Below are 16935 nucleotides of genomic sequence, written 5' to 3'. Positions count from 1 at the left end.
ATCCTCACAGCACTGGCGCGCGATTGCGCGAGATAAATTTGGTAATGAGATAGCCTTCGAAGGTTTCCGTCCCGCCTTCAGTCCCATAGCCGCTGTCTCTCACGCCTCCAAACGGAGTCTCGGGCAGAGCGAGGCCGAACTGGTTGATGCTTACCATACCTGCCTGCAAACCCGCAGCTGCTTTATCTGCACGCTCTAACGAATTGGTAAAGACATAGGACGCCAGCCCGAAGGGTAGCCCGTTGGCCCGCGACAGTCCGTCCTCTATGTCACGAAAAGACGAGACGACAGCAATCGGGCCGAAGGGTTCTTCGCGCATCAAGTCAATGTCGTCGTTGGGCGTATCGACGATTGTCGGGGCATAGAAGTTACCATGATTTCCAAGCCTTTTGCCTCCCGTCAACACCCGTGCGCCGTTTTCGCGGGCATCCTCGACGAGCTTTTCCATCGCATTCACGCGTCCGCGATGACACAATGGTCCCATCTGCGTGCCTTCGGCTAAACCAGCGCCCACCTTTACGCTCTCAAATGCTGAAACTAGTTCGGACAGAAATCGATCGTAGATGCCTTGTTGTACGTAAAACCGGGTTGGGGCGATGCACACCTGGCCTGCATTGCGCAGCTTGTTGACCGCCAAGGCGCGCGCCGCGGCCGTGGCATCGGTGTCGTCGAACACCAATACGGGCGCGTGACCGCCGAGCTCCATCGTCGCCCGCTTCATATGGCGGCCAGCCAATTCTGCCAGATGCTTGCCCACCTCGACCGAACCGGTGAAGGTGATTTTGCGCACCTCGGGGCGCGCAATTAGAGTTTCCGAAATGAAGGCCGCATTACCCCAGACAAGGTTCAGACAGCCTTCGGGCAATCCTGCATCCAGCAGATAGCGAGCAATTGCCATGCAACCCGCCGGAGCCTCTGCCGGGGCTTTTAAGATCATCGTGCAACCTGACGCAAGCGCCGCCGCGACCTTGCGTACCGCTTGGCTCAGCGGAAAATTCCAAGGCGTGATGGCAAGGCAGACGCCTATCGGTTCGCGCACGACAAGCTGCTGTACCCGCGGGCTGCGTGATGGAATGATGCGCCCATAAATGCGCCGACATTCCTCGGCGTGCCAGTCAACGTGGTCAGCCGAGGCGCGGACCTCAGCCAAAGCCTCAGCCAGCGGCTTGCCTTCATCGAGAGTGATCCAGCCAGCGATCAGTCTGTCATTTTGGCGCAGCAGGTCGGCAAACCGCCGCAAAATCGCACTTCGTTCCATGGGAGAGCTGTTTTTCCATCGGCGAAAAGCTGATTCGGCCGAGTGAACCGCATGGTCTAGATCTGCGGCGCTAGCCTGCGGAATCTGTCCGATAGTTTGCCCGTTTGCAGGGTTTATGACTGCACGATCCTCTGGCGTGGGAGAAGCGATCCAGTCTCGTCCGATGAGGTGCTGGATGGTCGGATAATTCATTTCTTTCATGGCATTATGCCCTCGCTTAGTTGTGTCATCCGCAGGATCCGGCACGAATGGGACTAGGTGGACGACCTTAATTTTCCGCATAGCGGGAAAGTTTACCGCAGTATTGACTCGGACGTTATCGATCGTTTAGGTGTGTTTCAAGACGCATAATTCTTTCCGAGGAGGGATATCGTGAGACCAAGGAAAGACCGCACCAAGGATGCCGAGAAACAGGATCGCGATTTTGTCACGGCGTTGGCGCGCGGCTTGGAGCTGTTGCGGGCCTTTCGGCGGGAAGGGGAGGCTCTGGGGAACGGTGAGTTGGCCGAGCGCACTGGCCTGAGCAGATCGACGGTCTCCCGGCTGGCCTATACACTGAACAAGCTGGAATACCTCAGCTACGACCCGGATACAGCACGTTATCGACTGGCCCCTCCAGTGCTTTCGTTGGGTTTCTCCTGCCTTGCAGGGATTCCGCTGCGGCAACTGGCGAAGCCCTTTATGCAGGAGCTGGCTGATTACACAGGCATGCCGGTGGCCATGGCCAGTCGTGACCGGCTATCGATGGTCTATCTGGAGCGGTGCAAGGGCACTAATGCCGTCACGCTGGCGATCGAGGTTGGTGCCCATATTAAACTGGCCACGACCGCGGTTGGTCGCGCCTGCATAGCGGCGCACGACCCGGATGAGCGGGCCAGAATTCTGGCCCTTGTGGAGGAACATGAAGGCGACAACTGGCCGAATGTGCAGCCCGGAATCGAAGCAGCTATCGCAGACTACCAACAGCACGGTTACTGCACGTCCTTCACGGAGTGGAAACGTGATGTGAACGCTGTAGCGGTGCCCTTCGTGCCGAAGGACGGCTCACCCATTATTGCCTTCAACTGCGGCGGTCCTTCGCAAACCCTTACGCGCGATTGGATCGAAAGCGACGTCGCGCACCGCCTTGTCGATCTTGTCCGCCGCGTTGCGGCGGTCGCACCCTGAACAATAGAGAGCATCATGGCCCTTGATAAAGATACCCTTTCCCAGTTTCTCGACGCGCTCGACCGCTTCGTGAAAGAGCGACTAATCCCTTACGAGGATCGCGTCGCCGACGAGGATGTGATTCCGCCGATGCTGGTCGATGAAATCCGCATGATGGGCCTTTTCGGCATGTCGATCCCGGAAGATTTCGGCGGGCTCGGCTTGTCGATGATAGAGGAAGTGCAAGCCGCTTTCGTTCTTGGCCAGGCTTCGCCTGCGTTCCGGTCGCTAGTTGGCACCAACAACGGGATCGGCTCTCAGGGAATCATCATCGATGGAACCGACGAGCAGAAGGCGCAGTATCTACCAGCTCTCGCGTCCGGAGATATGATCGCATCCTTCGCCCTAACCGAGCCAGATGCTGGGTCGGATGCTGGCAGTCTGCGCACTACGGCGCGGCGTGACGGTAACGATTTCCTTCTGAACGGCACGAAACGCTACATTACCAATGCACCGCGTGCCGATCTATTCACGGTTTTTGCCCGGACCAATCCAGAGGCGGAAGGTTCTGCCGGCGTAAGCGCCTTTCTCGTCGAGGCAGGGACGCCAGGCATAACGCTTGGCCAGCCTGACAGGAAGATGGGGCAGAAGGGCTCGCACACATGCGACGTCATCCTTGACAATGTCCGCGTGCCTGCCGCGAACATTATCGGCGGGCCGGACCGTCTGAACAAGGGCTTTAAGACAGCAATGAAAGTCCTTGACCGGGGCCGACTGCATATTTCTGCCGTCTGTGTGGGCGCCGCCGAACGGCTGATCCGTGACAGCCTATCCTATGCGATGGAACGCAAACAATTCGGTGAACCCATCGCTGAAAAGCAACTGATCCAAGCCATGCTGGCTGACAGTCGCGCCGAGGCCTTCGCAGCGCGTTGCATGATCGAAGAAACAGCACGCCGCAAGGACGCTGGTCAGAACGTGTCGACTGATGCTGCCTGCTGCAAGATGTTTGCCAGTGAGATGGTAGGTCGAGTGGCCGATCGCGCAGTGCAAATCCACGGCGGTGCAGGATACATGGCCGAATATGCGGTCGAGCGCTTCTATCGCGATGTGCGTCTCTTCCGCATCTACGAGGGGACAACCCAGATTCAGCAAATACTGATCGCGCGGAATATGATCCGCACTGCAGCAGCTTAACAGGAGCGAAGACAAACTATGGACTTCAATTTCCTTTCCACCCCGAGGATCGTCTGCGAGAGCGGTGGGCTTGGCCGGATCGGCAGCCTGATGCAAGATTTGTCTTGCACCCGTGCGCTGGTCGTGACGGACCCGGGCATATTGGCCTGTGGTTTTGCGGACGAGGCAGCCGCCTCACTTAGGGCTGCTGGCATCGAGGTTGAGATTTTTCATAAAGTCGAAGCGGACCCCCCGATCGCTGTCGTCGAGGCCGCGGTAGAGGTCGCGCGGGCCTTTGGTGCTGACGGAATCATCGGACTTGGCGGCGGCAGTTCACTGGACACTGCCAAGGTCATCGCAGCGGCGGTAGCCAACGATCAACCGATTACGGACATGATCGGGATCAATCAGGTCACCGATAAACGCTTACCACTGATCCAGGTGCCAACCACGGCAGGGACCGGATCAGAGGTAACATGGGTGTCCGTGCTGACTTCGGAAAGCCACGAAAAAAAAGCGGTATATGCACCGCAGCTTCTGCCTGACGTCGCCTTGCTAGATGCAAAGCTAACATTGGGAATGCCTCGTCACATCACAGCGGCCACGGCGTTAGACGCAATGGTTCACGCCATTGAGGCAGTAACCAGTCGCACCAGAAAGAATCCCATTTCCGATGGAATGGCGGACAAAGCGCTGGTGCTTCTCGGTCAGAACTTACCAATCGTCATGGAAACGCCTTCAGACCTGTCAGCGCGAGAGGCCATGCTGTTGGGGGCGACACTGGCTGGGATGGCCTTCATTAATGCCAGCGTGGGGGCGATTCATGCCTTGTCATACCCACTGGGAACAGGTTTCAAAGTTCCTCACGGGCACGCAAACGCTCTGGTCGCAGGACCAGTGATGAGGTTCAACATGCCCGTTGCAGAAGCTGAATATGCTCGTCTATCGCGGTTACTACTGCCCTCGCGGCCTTTCAACTCTGATGCGGCTGCGGCCCATGGCCTGATCGACGAGATGGAACGGATGCTAGTCGAAAGCGGACTTGAGTCTCGACTTTCTGGTGTCGGAGTGACCGAGGCAGCCATTCCCGGAATGGCTAATGAGGTCGTGACCGGTATCACGCGATTGCTGGAGACCAACCCGCGCGGCATGACAGCCGAAGATGTGTCGCGCCTCTATCAGGAGGCGCTTTGATGGCTGGCTCATTGGACGGGATCAAGGTGGTCGACCTCAGCCGCGTGCTGGGCGGGCCTTACTGCACCCAAATGCTTGCGGATCATGGCGCTGAGGTCATCAAGGTGGAGCCGCCTCTGGGCGACGAGACCCGCAGTTGGGGCCCGCCTTTCAATGATGAACTCAGCGCCTATTTCTCTGGCGCCAACCGCAACAAGCGGTCCATCGCTATCGATCTGCAGCAACCGGAAGGGCGCGACCTGATTTTGCGGTTTCTTCAGGATGCGGATGTTTTAGTTCACAATTTTAAGTCTGGTACTCTTGAAAAATGGGGGCTTGGTTATGCTGATGTTCTCAGGGCACGTTTTCCTAGACTGGTACTCTGCCATGTGACTGGATTTGGTTCCGATGGCCCACTTGGCGGTTTTCCCGGCTATGACGCCGTGGTACAAGCTATGACGGGCCTCATGAGCATCAACGGCAATCCCTCCGAAGGCCCGACACGCATGGGTACGCCCATCGTGGACATCGGCACCGGTCTGATCGCCTGTAACGCTATTCTCGCCGCACTTTTGGAACGGGGCCGGTCCGGATTGGGCCAAGCCATCGAAGTGCCGCTATATGATTGCGCGATCAGCATGATGCATCCCCAAGCGGCTAATTCCCTCATGTCCGGACAGATACCAATGGCGACCGGCAATGGGCATCCAAATATCGTACCATACGACATGTTCGAAACAAGTAATGGCAAACTCTATCTGGCTATCGGTAACAATGGTCAGTTCGCAAAACTCTGTGACGTGCTTGGCCTACCTGAGGTGCCCTGCGATCCACGATTTGCCGACAATGCCGCGCGTCTTGCGCATCGGTCAGAGATGACAGAGGTCTTGTCAGAGTGCCTGGTGCAACATGACGCCTTCAAACTTGAGCCGGTGCTTTTGAAAGCTGGGATTCCCGCCGGAGTCGTTCGGAATGTGAATGAAGCGTTGGAGCATCCACACACCCGACATCGCGGCATGGTGGTATCAGTTGGCACCTACCGCGGCACCGGCGTGCCAGCACGCTTGTCGCGTACCCCCGGAGCGGTTCGCGCGGCACCGCCTCGCTTCGGGCAGCATAGTAGGGAGTTGCTTAGCGAGGCTGGACTGACAGAAGCTGAAATCGATAGATTGACTCAAGCGAATATCGTTCGAGAAGAACCGCGGATGCGCGAGACGACCTAAGCCGAAATTTCAGCTCAAGCGGACGATCGTGAAAAAGTTCAGGGAGGCCAAGATGGAAAGACTGCTCATATCACCGGACCGGATACCCGAATGGATTCCCGGCACGACTACGTTGGACAGTTCCGGGTGCAACTGGAACGGCATTACCCTGAAGGGCTATCGTTATGAGCGACAAGACGCGGCAATTCCCCCCATGCGCGACTATATGATTGTTGCATATGATGGCGCGCCAACCACTATGCGCCGCACGAGTGGCGGCCCATGGCAAAGCGCGCGCGTAGAGAAAGGTAGGATTTCCTTGCTCACGCGTGCAGAGGAATCCACTTGGAGTTGGTCCGAGCCTATCACGGTTAGACACGTCTATCTCAGTCACAGTGAACTCGAAAACACGGCCCTTTCGGTCTTTGATCGTGACCCGAAGTCCATTGAGATCAATGATTGTCTGTCTGCGAAGGACCCCTGTATCCTGAACTGCATCCAATTGCTAGAGAATGAGCTAAAGAACGGTGGAATCGGCCAGAGATTGATCATCGACGCCCTGCGCATCCAGATCGCCGTTCACCTTCTGCGTCAGTACGCCAAGGTCTCTTTGACCAGCGACGCAAACTCGAACTTCAGCCCTGCTCAAAGGCAGAGAATCATCGATCTCGTTGAAAGCTGCTTAGGTGAAAACCTCAGTCTGGAAGACATGGCCGCATCTATCGGTTTCAGCCAGTTTCACTTTTCGCGTCAGTTCAAGGCGGAGTTTGGGTTGGCACCGTATGCATATGTTTTGCGCAAGCGAATATCGAAGGCCCAGGAGATGCTGAGAAAGGGTAATGCCCCCCTGAAAGTGGTCGCGCTTGACTGCGGTTTTGCAGATCAGAGTCATTTTAGTCGAACTTTTCGAAAAATGACAGGCGCGACCCCCGCCGAGTTCCGGCGCATGGCATAATGACCGGAAAACTATTCCTTCCTATCGCTGTCACGCACCAGAGACAAAGAAATGTTGAGCCCGTAACGCTGCAATGAATGTACCAGAAACAGAATTTAAACCACGATTTGCCTTCGAACGCAGGATTTTCTTTGGCGACTGTGACCAGCTGGGAATCGCCTTTACTGGCCGGATCACGAATTTCGCGCTGGAAGCGATCGAGACTTTCTGGGACGATTTGCTTTCAGGCCGGGGCTGGCTTTTTCTACTCACGGAAAGAAACACGGCCATGCCTTTTGTCTCTATGGACCTACAATTCCATGCGCCGGTGAAAGCAGGCGCGAACCTAGCATGCGAGGTCTATGTGGTCCATGTCGGGGAAAGTTCAGTTGGTCTAAAAGTTGTCGGCCGTCAGCATGACTTGATTTGCTTCGAATGCGAAACGAAGTCAGTTTTCCGAGATGCTTCAACATTTGGTAAAGTCAAAATTGAAAGCTCAATTCGGCAGATTTTGCTCGCGGAAGTGGGTTCGGAAAATCAAACAGTGAGCTAGCAACCTTTGAGGTTGCCACCTGTAATCAAAGAGGTTTTTCGCCCCGTTTGCGTGTGACCGAGTGCAAATTTCTATCTGGCCTTCAAGAACGGCATTTTGAAAAGCTGCGGCCAGAGACGAAGGTCAGCGGATGAGGTCCAAATCTGAAATGCAAGCTTCTTGCGCAGCACAGCCCGGCCCGTAGCGTGGGCCCGGTGAACCTGAATTACATCCTTCACCAAATCAAACCCGCCCATGGCAATCTCTGACATGACCATCCCACTTTATGAATCAAGACAAACCCACCCTGGCGTATTGATTTCGTCGGGGGGCGGTCACATCTTGAGTTTCCTCCGCTGCGACGCCTCAATTTTTTGAGTGGGCAAAGTCGCGATAGGCTGTGACAAGGCGGCGCCCGATCCGACCGACACCGATGTCCCGTTGGCCGATCCGGTTGCAGGGATAGACCCGCGCGTGGTTGCCCGAGGATATGATCTCCTCCGCCTGCATCAGCTCTGCCGGACCGATTGTACGTTCGATGGTCTCGATCCCCATGTCTTTGAGCAAGAGCATGACGCGGCGGCGGGTGATGCCGGGCAGCAGCATTCCGTTCGCAACTGGCGTGTGAACCGCCCCGTCCTTCACAATGAAGATGTTCTGCATGGTGAACTCGGCGACATTCCCGATAGCGTCGAGCATCACCGCGTTGTTAAAACCGGCCTTCCGTGCCGCCGTCCAAGCGAGGGTCGCCTGCGGATAGAGGCACGAGGCCTTGGCCCCCGTCGGGGCGGTCTCGGGGGAGGGTTTGCGGAAATCGGATATCTGTGCGGAAAAGCCGGGTTCGACATCCGGCATCGGCATCGGTTGGATAACCAGCGCAAACCGTGTCGTACCGGGGTCGATCGGCCCGAAACCTTCCTCGATCCAGAACATCGGCCGGATGTAGAGTGTTTCGTTGCCATCGAACCGGTTGGCGCCGTCCCGCGCGAGCCCTTCGATCTCTTCGGGCGTGATCTCGGGCGTCATACCCATGATCAGCGCTGATCGGACCACCCGTTCGCAATGCAGCGCCAGATCCGGGAAGACGCCCTCATAGCGGCGGGCGCCGTCGAAGACCGTATGGGCCAGCCAGGCCGAATGGGTGGTAGCCGACATCAATTGCGCCGGGCCCTTCCGCCAGTCGCCGTTAAAATAACTCCATGCTGTAGATGACATGTTTACCTCAATAATTTCAGGGATCCGGTCAGCGATTTCACGACCTTGGACGGTCCACACAACCCGATCCCGTCGAGCGTTTCCTGCATTAGATCCCGACCAGGGAAGGCGGCCTCATATTCGCTGAAGTGGTTCATTTGCCGGGCGAATTCAGGAAACACGACGATGTCGAGATCGGCCTGCGTTGTCGCGCGCGTCAGCAGAGTCCGGATCTGTTCGGGGTCGGCTTGCAGAATTGGGACCGGCCTGTCGGCGCTAATGCTAATGCGGAGGCCAGTTCTGTCGGCCAAATCGATGCGGCCCAGTCCAGGTTGTCGCGCACCGATGCCGACGGAGATGGTCGCGACCGTGTTGGCGAGAAGGCCTGGTGGCAAGCAGGGGTTGACGATCACCGCGAGCCTGAGATCGCCATCGCCACGAAGCGGGTCGAGAACGGAGCCGGTCAAAACCCGGCCTCTTCTGCACCGGTCACGGTAAGCGCCGCCTCACAGGTTGTCGCAGCAAAGCATGAGTGGACCGGCAGGTCGCCAATTTCGTCCATTGGAGAGACCAGAAGCCTGAGTGTTCCCTCTGCCGCATGGATCGGTCCGACGACCCGTGCAGATAGTGACTGTCTGACAAGACGAATGTCCCCAGAGGTGGGGGTGCCGGTGATGGAGGGTGCGCCGACCAGTCCGAAAGTCGGTGTTCCCAGAAAGCCGATCGGCTCGGCGCTTTCGGTCGATCCAGTCCATTCGGCTTCGATCAACCGGCGGTCCTTTACTGCGACAGTAGCGCCCAGCCTCGTCCCTGATCCCTGTCGACCCGCGGCTGGATGTTCGAGGTCATAAGACCGCCCGATCCGGATCGCGCCGAGCTTCTTGGGAAACCCCTGCATATGGCCGCGGACCATCGAGATGTCTTGGTCGACGAAGATGAACGAACAGAAAAGCCGGGCCTCGCCTTGATCGGACAGCGCTTCGATCAGCAGAAAGAACTCGTTGTATTGCGAATAGGCTGGATCCAGCAGTTCGGAGCCGTCCGTGGTGGCCTGCCATTCGCAGAAATGGCCGAAAACGCGGCCGGACGCGCGGCCGAACCCAGAGGGCAAGAAGCGTTGCGCTACTTCCGCTTCGGTCCGGGCTCCGATTGAGACAATCCGGCCGGCGTAGTGCCATGGCGGCGACGGGACGAGGGCGGAACGTCCTTGAGGTGTGTATGGGCCGGTAAAGCCTTGAAGCATCGTGTTTCTCCTTTTCGCTAAACTTGCCACCCGCCACTTGGAGATACTTGCCTGATTTTTATGATTTTACTTGAAGAATGGGTGGGATTTGCCTATATGAATCCAAAAATGGGCAAGATCTTCCGCAACAGTGGGAGAAAAGTATGAGTTCTGCCGAATCACCGCGACACGGGATACTTGATCCTTCGGATCGAAGGATATTGCGAGAGCTTCAACGCGACGGGCGGATCAATAACAATGAACTCGCCGAGCGGACGGGTATGTCGTCATCTCCTTGCTGGCGCCGCACCCGCAGGCTAGAGGAAACTGGCATTATTGCAGGTTACAGCGCAAACCTCGACCGCAGGAAGATCGGGCTGGGCGTTTTGGTCTATGTGAGCGTACAGATCGACACCCATGGTGAAAGCGACGCGGCCGCATTTGAGAAGGCAATCATCGATCTGGACGAGATCGTGACCTGCCATTCGGTGGGTGGCGGCTCAGATTTTATTCTGCTAGTCGCCTGTCGGGATTTGGACGCCTATGCTGACTTCTCGATGACCGTCCTGCGGCGTCTGCCTGGGATCAAGGCCATGACGTCGAATTTCGCACTGAAAGAGATCAAGGCGTTTACTGGTTTTACGATACCGGATTGATAAATGAAATTCCTGAAACCTACGGAAACGTCTGGTTGGTGCTGTCGGCGATACCGGTGACCAGCGGATTGTGGAAGAATTGAACCGCACCGATCTCCAGCATGCGCAGGATCACTTGGGCGTTCTTCGGATTATTCTTGTCCCAGCTGAAGCACCAGGGCGCGCGGAGGTTCCGGTTCGGTGAGAAACATGCTTGTGCGCATTTGCCTGAAGACCCCGGTTGGACCTGTTGAAATGCCCGTGTTGGAAAGGGCGCAATCTACCAGTCCCCCGCCCACAACCGGATCGTGCCGGGGGTGCAGGCGGGTTAAGGTTATTGTTAGAGTTTCTCGGTCAGTTCCGGGACGGCGGCGAAGAGGTCTGCCACGAGGCCGAAGTCGGCGACCTGGAAGATCGGCGCTTCTTCGTCCTTGTTGATGGCAACGATGATCTTCGAGTCCTTCATGCCGGCAAGGTGCTGGATCGCACCCGAGATGCCTACGGCGACGTAGAGACCCGGAGCCACGACCTTGCCGGTCTGGCCCACCTGCCAGTCGTTCGGGGCATAACCCGAGTCGACGGCGGCGCGCGACGCACCGACGGCGGCGCCCAGCTTGTCGGCCAGGGCTTCGATCAGCGCGAAGTTCTCTTCGGACCCCACGCCACGACCACCCGACACGACGATGCCAGCCGAGGTCAACTCGGGGCGGTCGGAGGCGGCAACCTTGTCTTCGATCCAGCTCGACAATCCCGGATCGGCCGCGGCCGAGACGGTTTCGACCGAAGCCGAGCCACCGGTGCCGGCGGCGTCGAAGGTCGAGGTGCGGAAGGTGATGACCTTCTTGGCGTCGCTCGACTTGACGGTCTGCATGGCGTTGCCGGCATAGATCGGGCGCACAAAGGTGTCGGCGTCTACCACGTCGGTGGCCTCCGAGATCAGCATGACGTCCAGCAGCGCGGCGACGCGTGGCATGACGTTCTTGGCGTCGGTGGTGGCGGGAGCCACGATGTGGTCATAGCCATCGGCCAGCGACACGATCAGCGCGGCGGTGGATTCCGCCAGACGGTGGCCCAGCGAAGCGTCTTCGGCGACCAGCACCTTGGAGACACCGTCGATGGTGGCGGCGGCGTCGCCCGCGGCGGCGGCAGAGGCCCCGGCGCACAGAACGGTCACGTCACCCAGTGCTTTGGCGGCGGTGACGGCCTTGGCGGTGGCGTCCATCGACAGCTCACCACCGGTGACTTCGGCGAGAAGAAGAACAGCCATTACACAGCCCCCGCTTCTTTGAGTTTCGCAACCAGCTCGTCAACCGAGCCCACGATGATACCAGCCGCGCGCGCCGCCGGTTCCTCGGTCTTGACGATTTCCAGACGCGGGGTGACGTCGACGCCGTAATCGGCGGCGGTCTTCTCATCCAGCGGCTTTTTCTTCGCCTTCATGATGTTCGGCAGCGACGCATAGCGCGGCTCGTTCAGGCGCAGGTCGACGGTCACGATGGTCGGCATCTTGACGCTGATCGTTTGCAGGCCGCCATCCACCTCGCGGGTGATCTTGGCGCTGTCGCCTTCGATGTCCACTTCCGAGGCGAAGGTGCCCTGGGACCAGCCCAGGAGCGCCGACAGCATCTGGCCGGTGGCGTTCATGTCGTTGTCGATGGCCTGCTTGCCAGCCAGCACCAGGCCCGGCTGTTCTTCCTCGACGATCTTTGCCAGGATCTTGGCGACGGCCAGCGGCTCGATGTCGGTGTGGACGTCATCGGCTGCCACCACCAGGATGGCGCGGTCCGCACCCATGGCCAGCGCGGTACGCAGGGTTTCCTGCGCCTGCTTTACGCCGATGGAAACGGCGACGACTTCGTCGGCCTTGCCGGCTTCTTTCAGGCGGATTGCCTCTTCGACAGCGATTTCGTCGAACGGGTTCATCGACATCTTGACGTTGGCGAGATCGACACCGCTGCTGTCCGCTTTCACACGGACTTTCACGTTGTAGTCAATCACGCGTTTCACGGGTACAAGGACTTTCATTGGCACATCTCTCCTCGGATCTTGAAGCTCAGAAAAACGCCTGCAGCCCTGTCTGTGCACGGCCTAGGATCAAGGTGTGTACGTCATGGGTGCCTTCGTAGGTATTAACGGTCTCTAGGTTCACCATGTGACGCATCACCTGGAATTCCTCGGATATACCGTTACCGCCGTGCATGTCGCGGGCCATCCGCGCGATCTCCAGCGCCTTCCCGCAATTGTTGCGCTTGATCAGGCTGATCATCTCGGGCGCCGCCTGCGCGCCGTCCATCAGACGCCCGACCTGCAGCGCCGCCTGCAGGCCCAGCGTGATCTCAGTCATCATTTCAGCCAACTTCTTCTGGAACAGCTGCGTCTGTGCCAGGGGCCGGCCAAACTGCCTGCGGTCCAGACCGTATTGCCTTGTGCGGTGCCAGCACTCTTCGGCTGCACCCATCACGCCCCAGGCGATGCCGTAACGCGCACGGTTGAGGCAGCCGAAGGGCCCCTTCAGACCCTCGATATTGGGCAGAAGAGCATCTTCGCCCACCTCGACGCCGTCCATCACGATCTCTCCGGTGGTCGAAGCGCGTAGGGAAAGCTTGCCGCCGATCTTCGGTGCCGAAAGGCCCGCCATGCCCTTTTCCAGCACGAAGCCGCGGATCTTGCCGCCATGCGCCTCGGATTTTGCCCAGACAACGAAGACATCGGCGAAGGGGCTGTTGGAGATCCACATCTTGCTTCCGGTCAGCCGGTAGCCCGCCTCGGTCTTCTCGGCCCTCGTCTTCATGCCGCCGGGGTCCGATCCGGCGTCGGGCTCGGTCAGGCCGAAACAGCCGATCAGCGAGCCGTCGCAGAGGCCGCGCAGGTATTTCCGGCGCTGCGCCTCGCTGCCGTAGGCGTAGATCGGATAGATCACCAGCGAGCTTTGCACCGACATCATCGAGCGGTAGCCACTGTCGACCCGCTCGATCTCGCGCGCGATCAGCCCGTAGGTGACGTAAGAGGCACCCAGCCCGCCGTAGTCCTCGGGCAGCGTCGCGCCCAGCAGGCCGGCCGCGCCCATCAGCGGGAAAAGCTCCGGGGCCGCCATCTCCTCGCGGTAGGCCGCGGTCACCCGCGGCTGCAGTTCCGCCTGCGCAAAATCCCGCGCCGCGTCGCGCAGCATCCGTTCTTCCTCCGACAGCTGACCCTCCAGCCGCAGCGGATCTTCCCAGTCGAACCGCGACAGATCGGGCGCGTCCTTGGATTTCAGCGATTTTTCCAGTTTTAATACCATCAGATTTCTCCTTTTGTCCGCAGACGGCCCTTGTCATCCCAGAACATCGGTCCGCCCAGATCACGGGGAAAGCCGTAGCCATGCACCCAGATCACATCGATATCCGAACTGCGGACCGCGATGCCTTCCTCTAGGATCCTGCGGCCCTCGGTGATCATCGGCCCGTGGGTTCGGTCGATGATTTCATTTTCACTGAGTAGTTTGCGCGTGATGCCGCGCTCGGCGGCCATCGTATCGATGATTACCTGCACCTCGGGGTCCGGTTTCCGTTCACGGTTGCCGTCATAAAGGTACCAACCCTTGCCAGCCTTTTGGCCAAAGCGTCCTAGTTCGCACAGCCTGTCCGGCAATGCGTCGGGCGTGCCGAGCGCCTTGCGATTGCGCCAGCTGATGTCGAGCCCGGCTAGGTCCTGCATCTGGCAGGGGCCCATCGGCCAGCCGAGCGCCCGGAATGCGCCGTCGACCTGCGCGGGTGTTGCTCCTTCCAGAAGCAGTTGCGACAGCTGCGCGTTGCGGGCGGCCAGCATCCGGTTGCCAACAAAGCCGTGGCACACACCGACAACAACCGGCTGCTTGCGCAGTTTACGGCTCACACCCAAAGCAGTTGCCAGCACGTTGGGCGCGGTTTCGGCGCCGCGCACGACCTCGACCAGCTTCATGACGTTGGCCGGAGAGAAGAAGTGCAGGCCCAGCACATCGCCGGGGCGCGAGGTGGCCGCCGCAATCGCGTCAACGTTCAGATATGATGTGTTCGTCGCCAGGATCGCGCCGGGCCGGGCAATTCTGTCGAGCTCGGCGAAGATCGATTTCTTGACCTCCATATCCTCGAAGGCGGCTTCGACGATTAGGTCGCATTTGGCAAGGTCCGCGGCTTCGTCGGTGCCCTCGATCCGCGCGATGCGACGGTCGGCCTCGTTCCGGGTCAACGACCCGCGCGAGACAGAACGGGCGTAGGTCGTGGCCACCCGTTCAAGCCCGCGCTGAAGAGCCTCGGCGTTCATTTCGCGAATGATCACGTCGTAGCCGCTATTGGCGAAGGCCATCGCTATGCCGCTGCCCATCGTGCCCGCGCCGATCACGCCGACGGCCTGAACCGAGCGGGTGCCGGCTTCGGCGACATCCTCGGGCAGTTTGGCGGCGGCACGTTCTGCGAAGAAGAGGTGCCGTAGTGCTTCGGAACGCGGACTGGCGACCGCCTCGTCGAACAGCCTACGCTCTTCCTGCATGGCCCTCGCGAAATCCAGTTCGAGGGCGGCCTTGACCGCCTGCCCCGTCAGCATCGGCGCGCTGGAGCGCGCCTTTTGGCAAAGCTCGGCGGCCAGCTTTTCCAGCGCTGCGGGATCGGCCGAAGGCATGTCCCCGGCGCGCTGGCTGACCGGGGCGGGAATATCATTCTCACTGATCTTCCTTTGCAGGAAGCGGACCGCGTTGGCGATCAGATCACCGGCGAATACGGCGTCGATCAGACCCAGTTTTCCAGCTGCGTCCGCCCGCATCATCTCGCCGCTTCCGGCCAACTCGAGGGACGCCTTGGCGCCGGCGAGATAGGTAGTCCGGACGGTTCCGCCCGCGCCCGGCAGCAGCCCCAGCTTGACTTCGGGCAGGCCGATTTTGGCGTCTTGGTTGGCGACGCGGAACGTGCAGCCAAGGGCCAGCTCAAGACCGCCGCCGAGCGCGGTGCCATGCAGCGCCGCAACGCTTGGCTTGCCCATCGATTCGAGCCGACTGATAATCTCGCGGAGCATCGGGGTATTCACCTGGCCAAGCTCGCTTATTTCGGCGCCGTCTACGAAGGTCCGTCCGGCACAGGCGATAACCAGCCCCTCTACAGCCGTGTTACGGGCAACTTCTACCAGCCGTACGGAGAAGGCAGTGCGCAGCGCATGCGAGAGCGCGTTGACCGGCGGGTTACTCAGGGTCAGGATCGCAATACCATTCTGAATGTCCAGACGGACCATCGAGTCGCTCATCAAACAGCCTCCACAGCGATTGCTATGCCCTGCCCCACCCCGATGCACATCGTGGCGAGCGCCCGTTTTCCGCCGCGTTCCTGCAACTCCAGGACCGCCGTCCCGGTTATGCGGGCACCGGACGCTCCAAGTGGGTGGCCTAGGGCAATTGCGCCACCATTCGGGTTTATGTGCTCCGCGTCGTCAGGTAGGCCAAGCTCGCGCAGGACGGCCAGTCCCTGGGCTGCGAAGGCCTCGTTCAGTTCGATAACTTCGAATTCCGTCGGCGACAGACCAATCCGTGCGCAGAGCTTCTGTGTCGCTGGCACCGGACCCATGCCCATGATACGCGGGGGCACCCCCGCGACCGCCCCGCCAAGGTAACGGGCGCGCGGTATGAGGCCGTGTTTCCGGACGGCGCTTTCGCTCGCTAGGATCATTGCTGCAGCGCCATCGTTCACCCCAGAAGCATTGCCGGCAGTGACAGTGCCATTCTCGACGAAGGGAGCGCGCAACTTCGCGAGGGAGTCCAGCGTCGTATCGGGCCGGATATGCTCGTCTTGGTCGACGGTGACAGGGCCGCCCCTTCGCTGTGGCACTGCCACGCCCACGATCTCGCGTGAGAGACGGCCCGTGGTCTGCGCGGCGGCTGCGCGCGTCTGGCTACGGAGCGCGAAGGCATCCTGGTCGGCGCGCGAGACGCCGAAATCCGCTGCAACATTCTCTGCAGTCACAGGCATTGCTTCGTATCCGTAGATATTCGCGAAGGCCGGATTCTCGAAACGTGAACCGATGGTTGTGTCGTATATCTCGGCCCGGCGTGTAAACGCCGCCCCGGCCTTGGGCATGACGAAGGGCGCGCGTGACATGCTTTCGACCCCGCCAGCGATCATCAGTTCGGCCTCGCCGGCGGCGATGGCGCGGACCGCAGACATCACGGCATTCATGCCCGAGCCGCAAAGACGGTTGATCGTCGCGCCGGGCACCTCGACCGGCAAGCCGGCCAGCAGCGCCGCCATGCGTGCGACATTCCTGTTGTCCTCACCCGCCTGGTTGACGCAGCCGTAATAAACGTCATCCACAGCGGCCCAGTCGGCGTCCGGGTTCCTCAGCATCAGCTCGCGGATCGGGATGGCCGCCAGGTCATCGGCCCGAACAGGAGACAGCGAACCGGCATAGCGGCCGAAAGGAGTGCGGATGTAATCGCAGAGGAACACGTCGATCATCGTTTGGC

General features: G+C 59.5%; 16 protein-coding genes. 7 read left to right on the top strand and 9 right to left on the bottom strand.

The features are described from left to right. Positions 1-4 precede the first annotated feature (4 nt). Positions 5-1459, bottom strand: coding sequence for an NAD-dependent succinate-semialdehyde dehydrogenase (locus WG622_RS16245; protein ID WP_232272174.1), 1455 nt, complete (start codon positions 1457-1459; stop codon positions 5-7). 171 nt (positions 1460-1630) lie between these two features. On the opposite strand from WG622_RS16245, the gene WG622_RS16240 reads away from it, so the two are divergent. The 6 genes from WG622_RS16240 (at position 1631) to WG622_RS16215 (ending at position 7442) form a co-directional block, all read left to right on the top strand. Then, positions 1631-2425, top strand: coding sequence for an IclR family transcriptional regulator (locus WG622_RS16240; RefSeq protein WP_007120594.1), 795 nt, complete (start codon positions 1631-1633; stop codon positions 2423-2425). Between the two features lie 15 nt (positions 2426-2440). Next, a complete protein-coding gene (locus WG622_RS16235) occupies positions 2441-3601 on the top strand; it encodes an acyl-CoA dehydrogenase family protein (RefSeq protein ID WP_007120593.1) in 1161 nt (386 codons plus the stop codon). Between the two features lie 18 nt (positions 3602-3619). Then, a complete protein-coding gene (locus WG622_RS16230) occupies positions 3620-4774 on the top strand; it encodes an iron-containing alcohol dehydrogenase (RefSeq protein ID WP_339404509.1) in 1155 nt (384 codons plus the stop codon). Beyond that, positions 4774-5976: a CaiB/BaiF CoA transferase family protein gene (locus WG622_RS16225; protein ID WP_007120591.1), complete on the top strand. Its 1203-nt coding sequence runs from the start codon at positions 4774-4776 to the stop codon at positions 5974-5976. The genes WG622_RS16230 and WG622_RS16225 overlap by 1 nt, the downstream gene beginning before the upstream one ends. 52 nt (positions 5977-6028) lie before the next feature. After that, the gene (locus WG622_RS16220; protein ID WP_232272173.1) at positions 6029-6910 is read left to right on the top strand and encodes a helix-turn-helix domain-containing protein; all 882 of its coding nucleotides are present in this window, start codon (positions 6029-6031) and stop codon (positions 6908-6910) included. A gap of 73 nt (positions 6911-6983) precedes the next feature. After that, a complete protein-coding gene (locus WG622_RS16215; RefSeq protein WP_007120589.1) occupies positions 6984-7442 on the top strand; it encodes an acyl-CoA thioesterase in 459 nt (152 codons plus the stop codon). Positions 7443-7787: 345 nt separating this feature from the next. On the opposite strand, the gene WG622_RS16210 is transcribed toward WG622_RS16215, so the two are convergent. The 3 genes from WG622_RS16210 to WG622_RS16200 are packed head-to-tail and all read right to left on the bottom strand — an operon-like array spanning position 7788 to position 9858. After that, positions 7788-8636 (bottom strand): branched-chain amino acid aminotransferase, encoded by an 849-nt coding sequence (locus WG622_RS16210; protein ID WP_067261953.1) that lies wholly within the window; start codon positions 8634-8636, stop codon positions 7788-7790. 2 nt (positions 8637-8638) lie between these two features. Continuing rightward, positions 8639-9082 (bottom strand): DUF2000 domain-containing protein, encoded by a 444-nt coding sequence (locus WG622_RS16205; protein WP_017468440.1) that lies wholly within the window; start codon positions 9080-9082, stop codon positions 8639-8641. After that, positions 9079-9858, bottom strand: a complete 780-nt coding sequence (locus tag WG622_RS16200; protein ID WP_067261954.1) for an acetoacetate decarboxylase family protein — start codon at positions 9856-9858, stop codon at positions 9079-9081. The genes WG622_RS16205 and WG622_RS16200 overlap by 4 nt, the downstream gene beginning before the upstream one ends. 143 nt (positions 9859-10001) lie before the next feature. Here WG622_RS16200 and WG622_RS16195 point away from each other — a divergent pair, with 143 nt between their 5' ends. Next, a complete protein-coding gene (locus tag WG622_RS16195; protein WP_303967788.1) occupies positions 10002-10493 on the top strand; it encodes an Lrp/AsnC family transcriptional regulator in 492 nt (163 codons plus the stop codon). Positions 10494-10812: 319 nt separating this feature from the next. Here WG622_RS16195 and WG622_RS16190 read toward each other — a convergent pair whose 3' ends face one another. From WG622_RS16190 to pcaF, 5 genes are read right to left on the bottom strand one after another with little or no spacing between them, the layout of a single operon-like run. Continuing rightward, complete coding sequence (locus tag WG622_RS16190; protein WP_303967784.1) at positions 10813-11739, bottom strand: electron transfer flavoprotein subunit alpha/FixB family protein; 927 nt, start codon at positions 11737-11739, stop codon at positions 10813-10815. Further along, entirely contained in the window at positions 11739-12497 is a 759-nt protein-coding gene (locus WG622_RS16185) for an electron transfer flavoprotein subunit beta/FixA family protein (RefSeq protein WP_339404508.1), read from the bottom strand. The genes WG622_RS16190 and WG622_RS16185 overlap by 1 nt, the downstream gene beginning before the upstream one ends. 28 nt (positions 12498-12525) lie before the next feature. After that, positions 12526-13752, bottom strand: a complete 1227-nt coding sequence (locus tag WG622_RS16180; protein ID WP_303957506.1) for an acyl-CoA dehydrogenase — start codon at positions 13750-13752, stop codon at positions 12526-12528. Beyond that, complete coding sequence (locus WG622_RS16175; RefSeq protein WP_303957504.1) at positions 13752-15722, bottom strand: 3-hydroxyacyl-CoA dehydrogenase NAD-binding domain-containing protein; 1971 nt, start codon at positions 15720-15722, stop codon at positions 13752-13754. The genes WG622_RS16180 and WG622_RS16175 overlap by 1 nt, the downstream gene beginning before the upstream one ends. Next, complete coding sequence (pcaF, locus tag WG622_RS16170) at positions 15722-16927, bottom strand: 3-oxoadipyl-CoA thiolase (protein WP_303957501.1); 1206 nt, start codon at positions 16925-16927, stop codon at positions 15722-15724. Before pcaF ends, WG622_RS16175 begins: the two co-directional genes overlap by 1 nt. Positions 16928-16935 lie beyond the last annotated feature (8 nt).

Source organism: Cognatishimia coralii, assembly GCF_037478305.1.
GTDB classification, from domain to species: Bacteria; Pseudomonadota; Alphaproteobacteria; order Rhodobacterales; family Rhodobacteraceae; genus Cognatishimia; species Cognatishimia coralii.
Note: the sequence above shows the minus strand (reverse complement) of the source record. Positions and strands in the feature narration are given on the sequence as shown.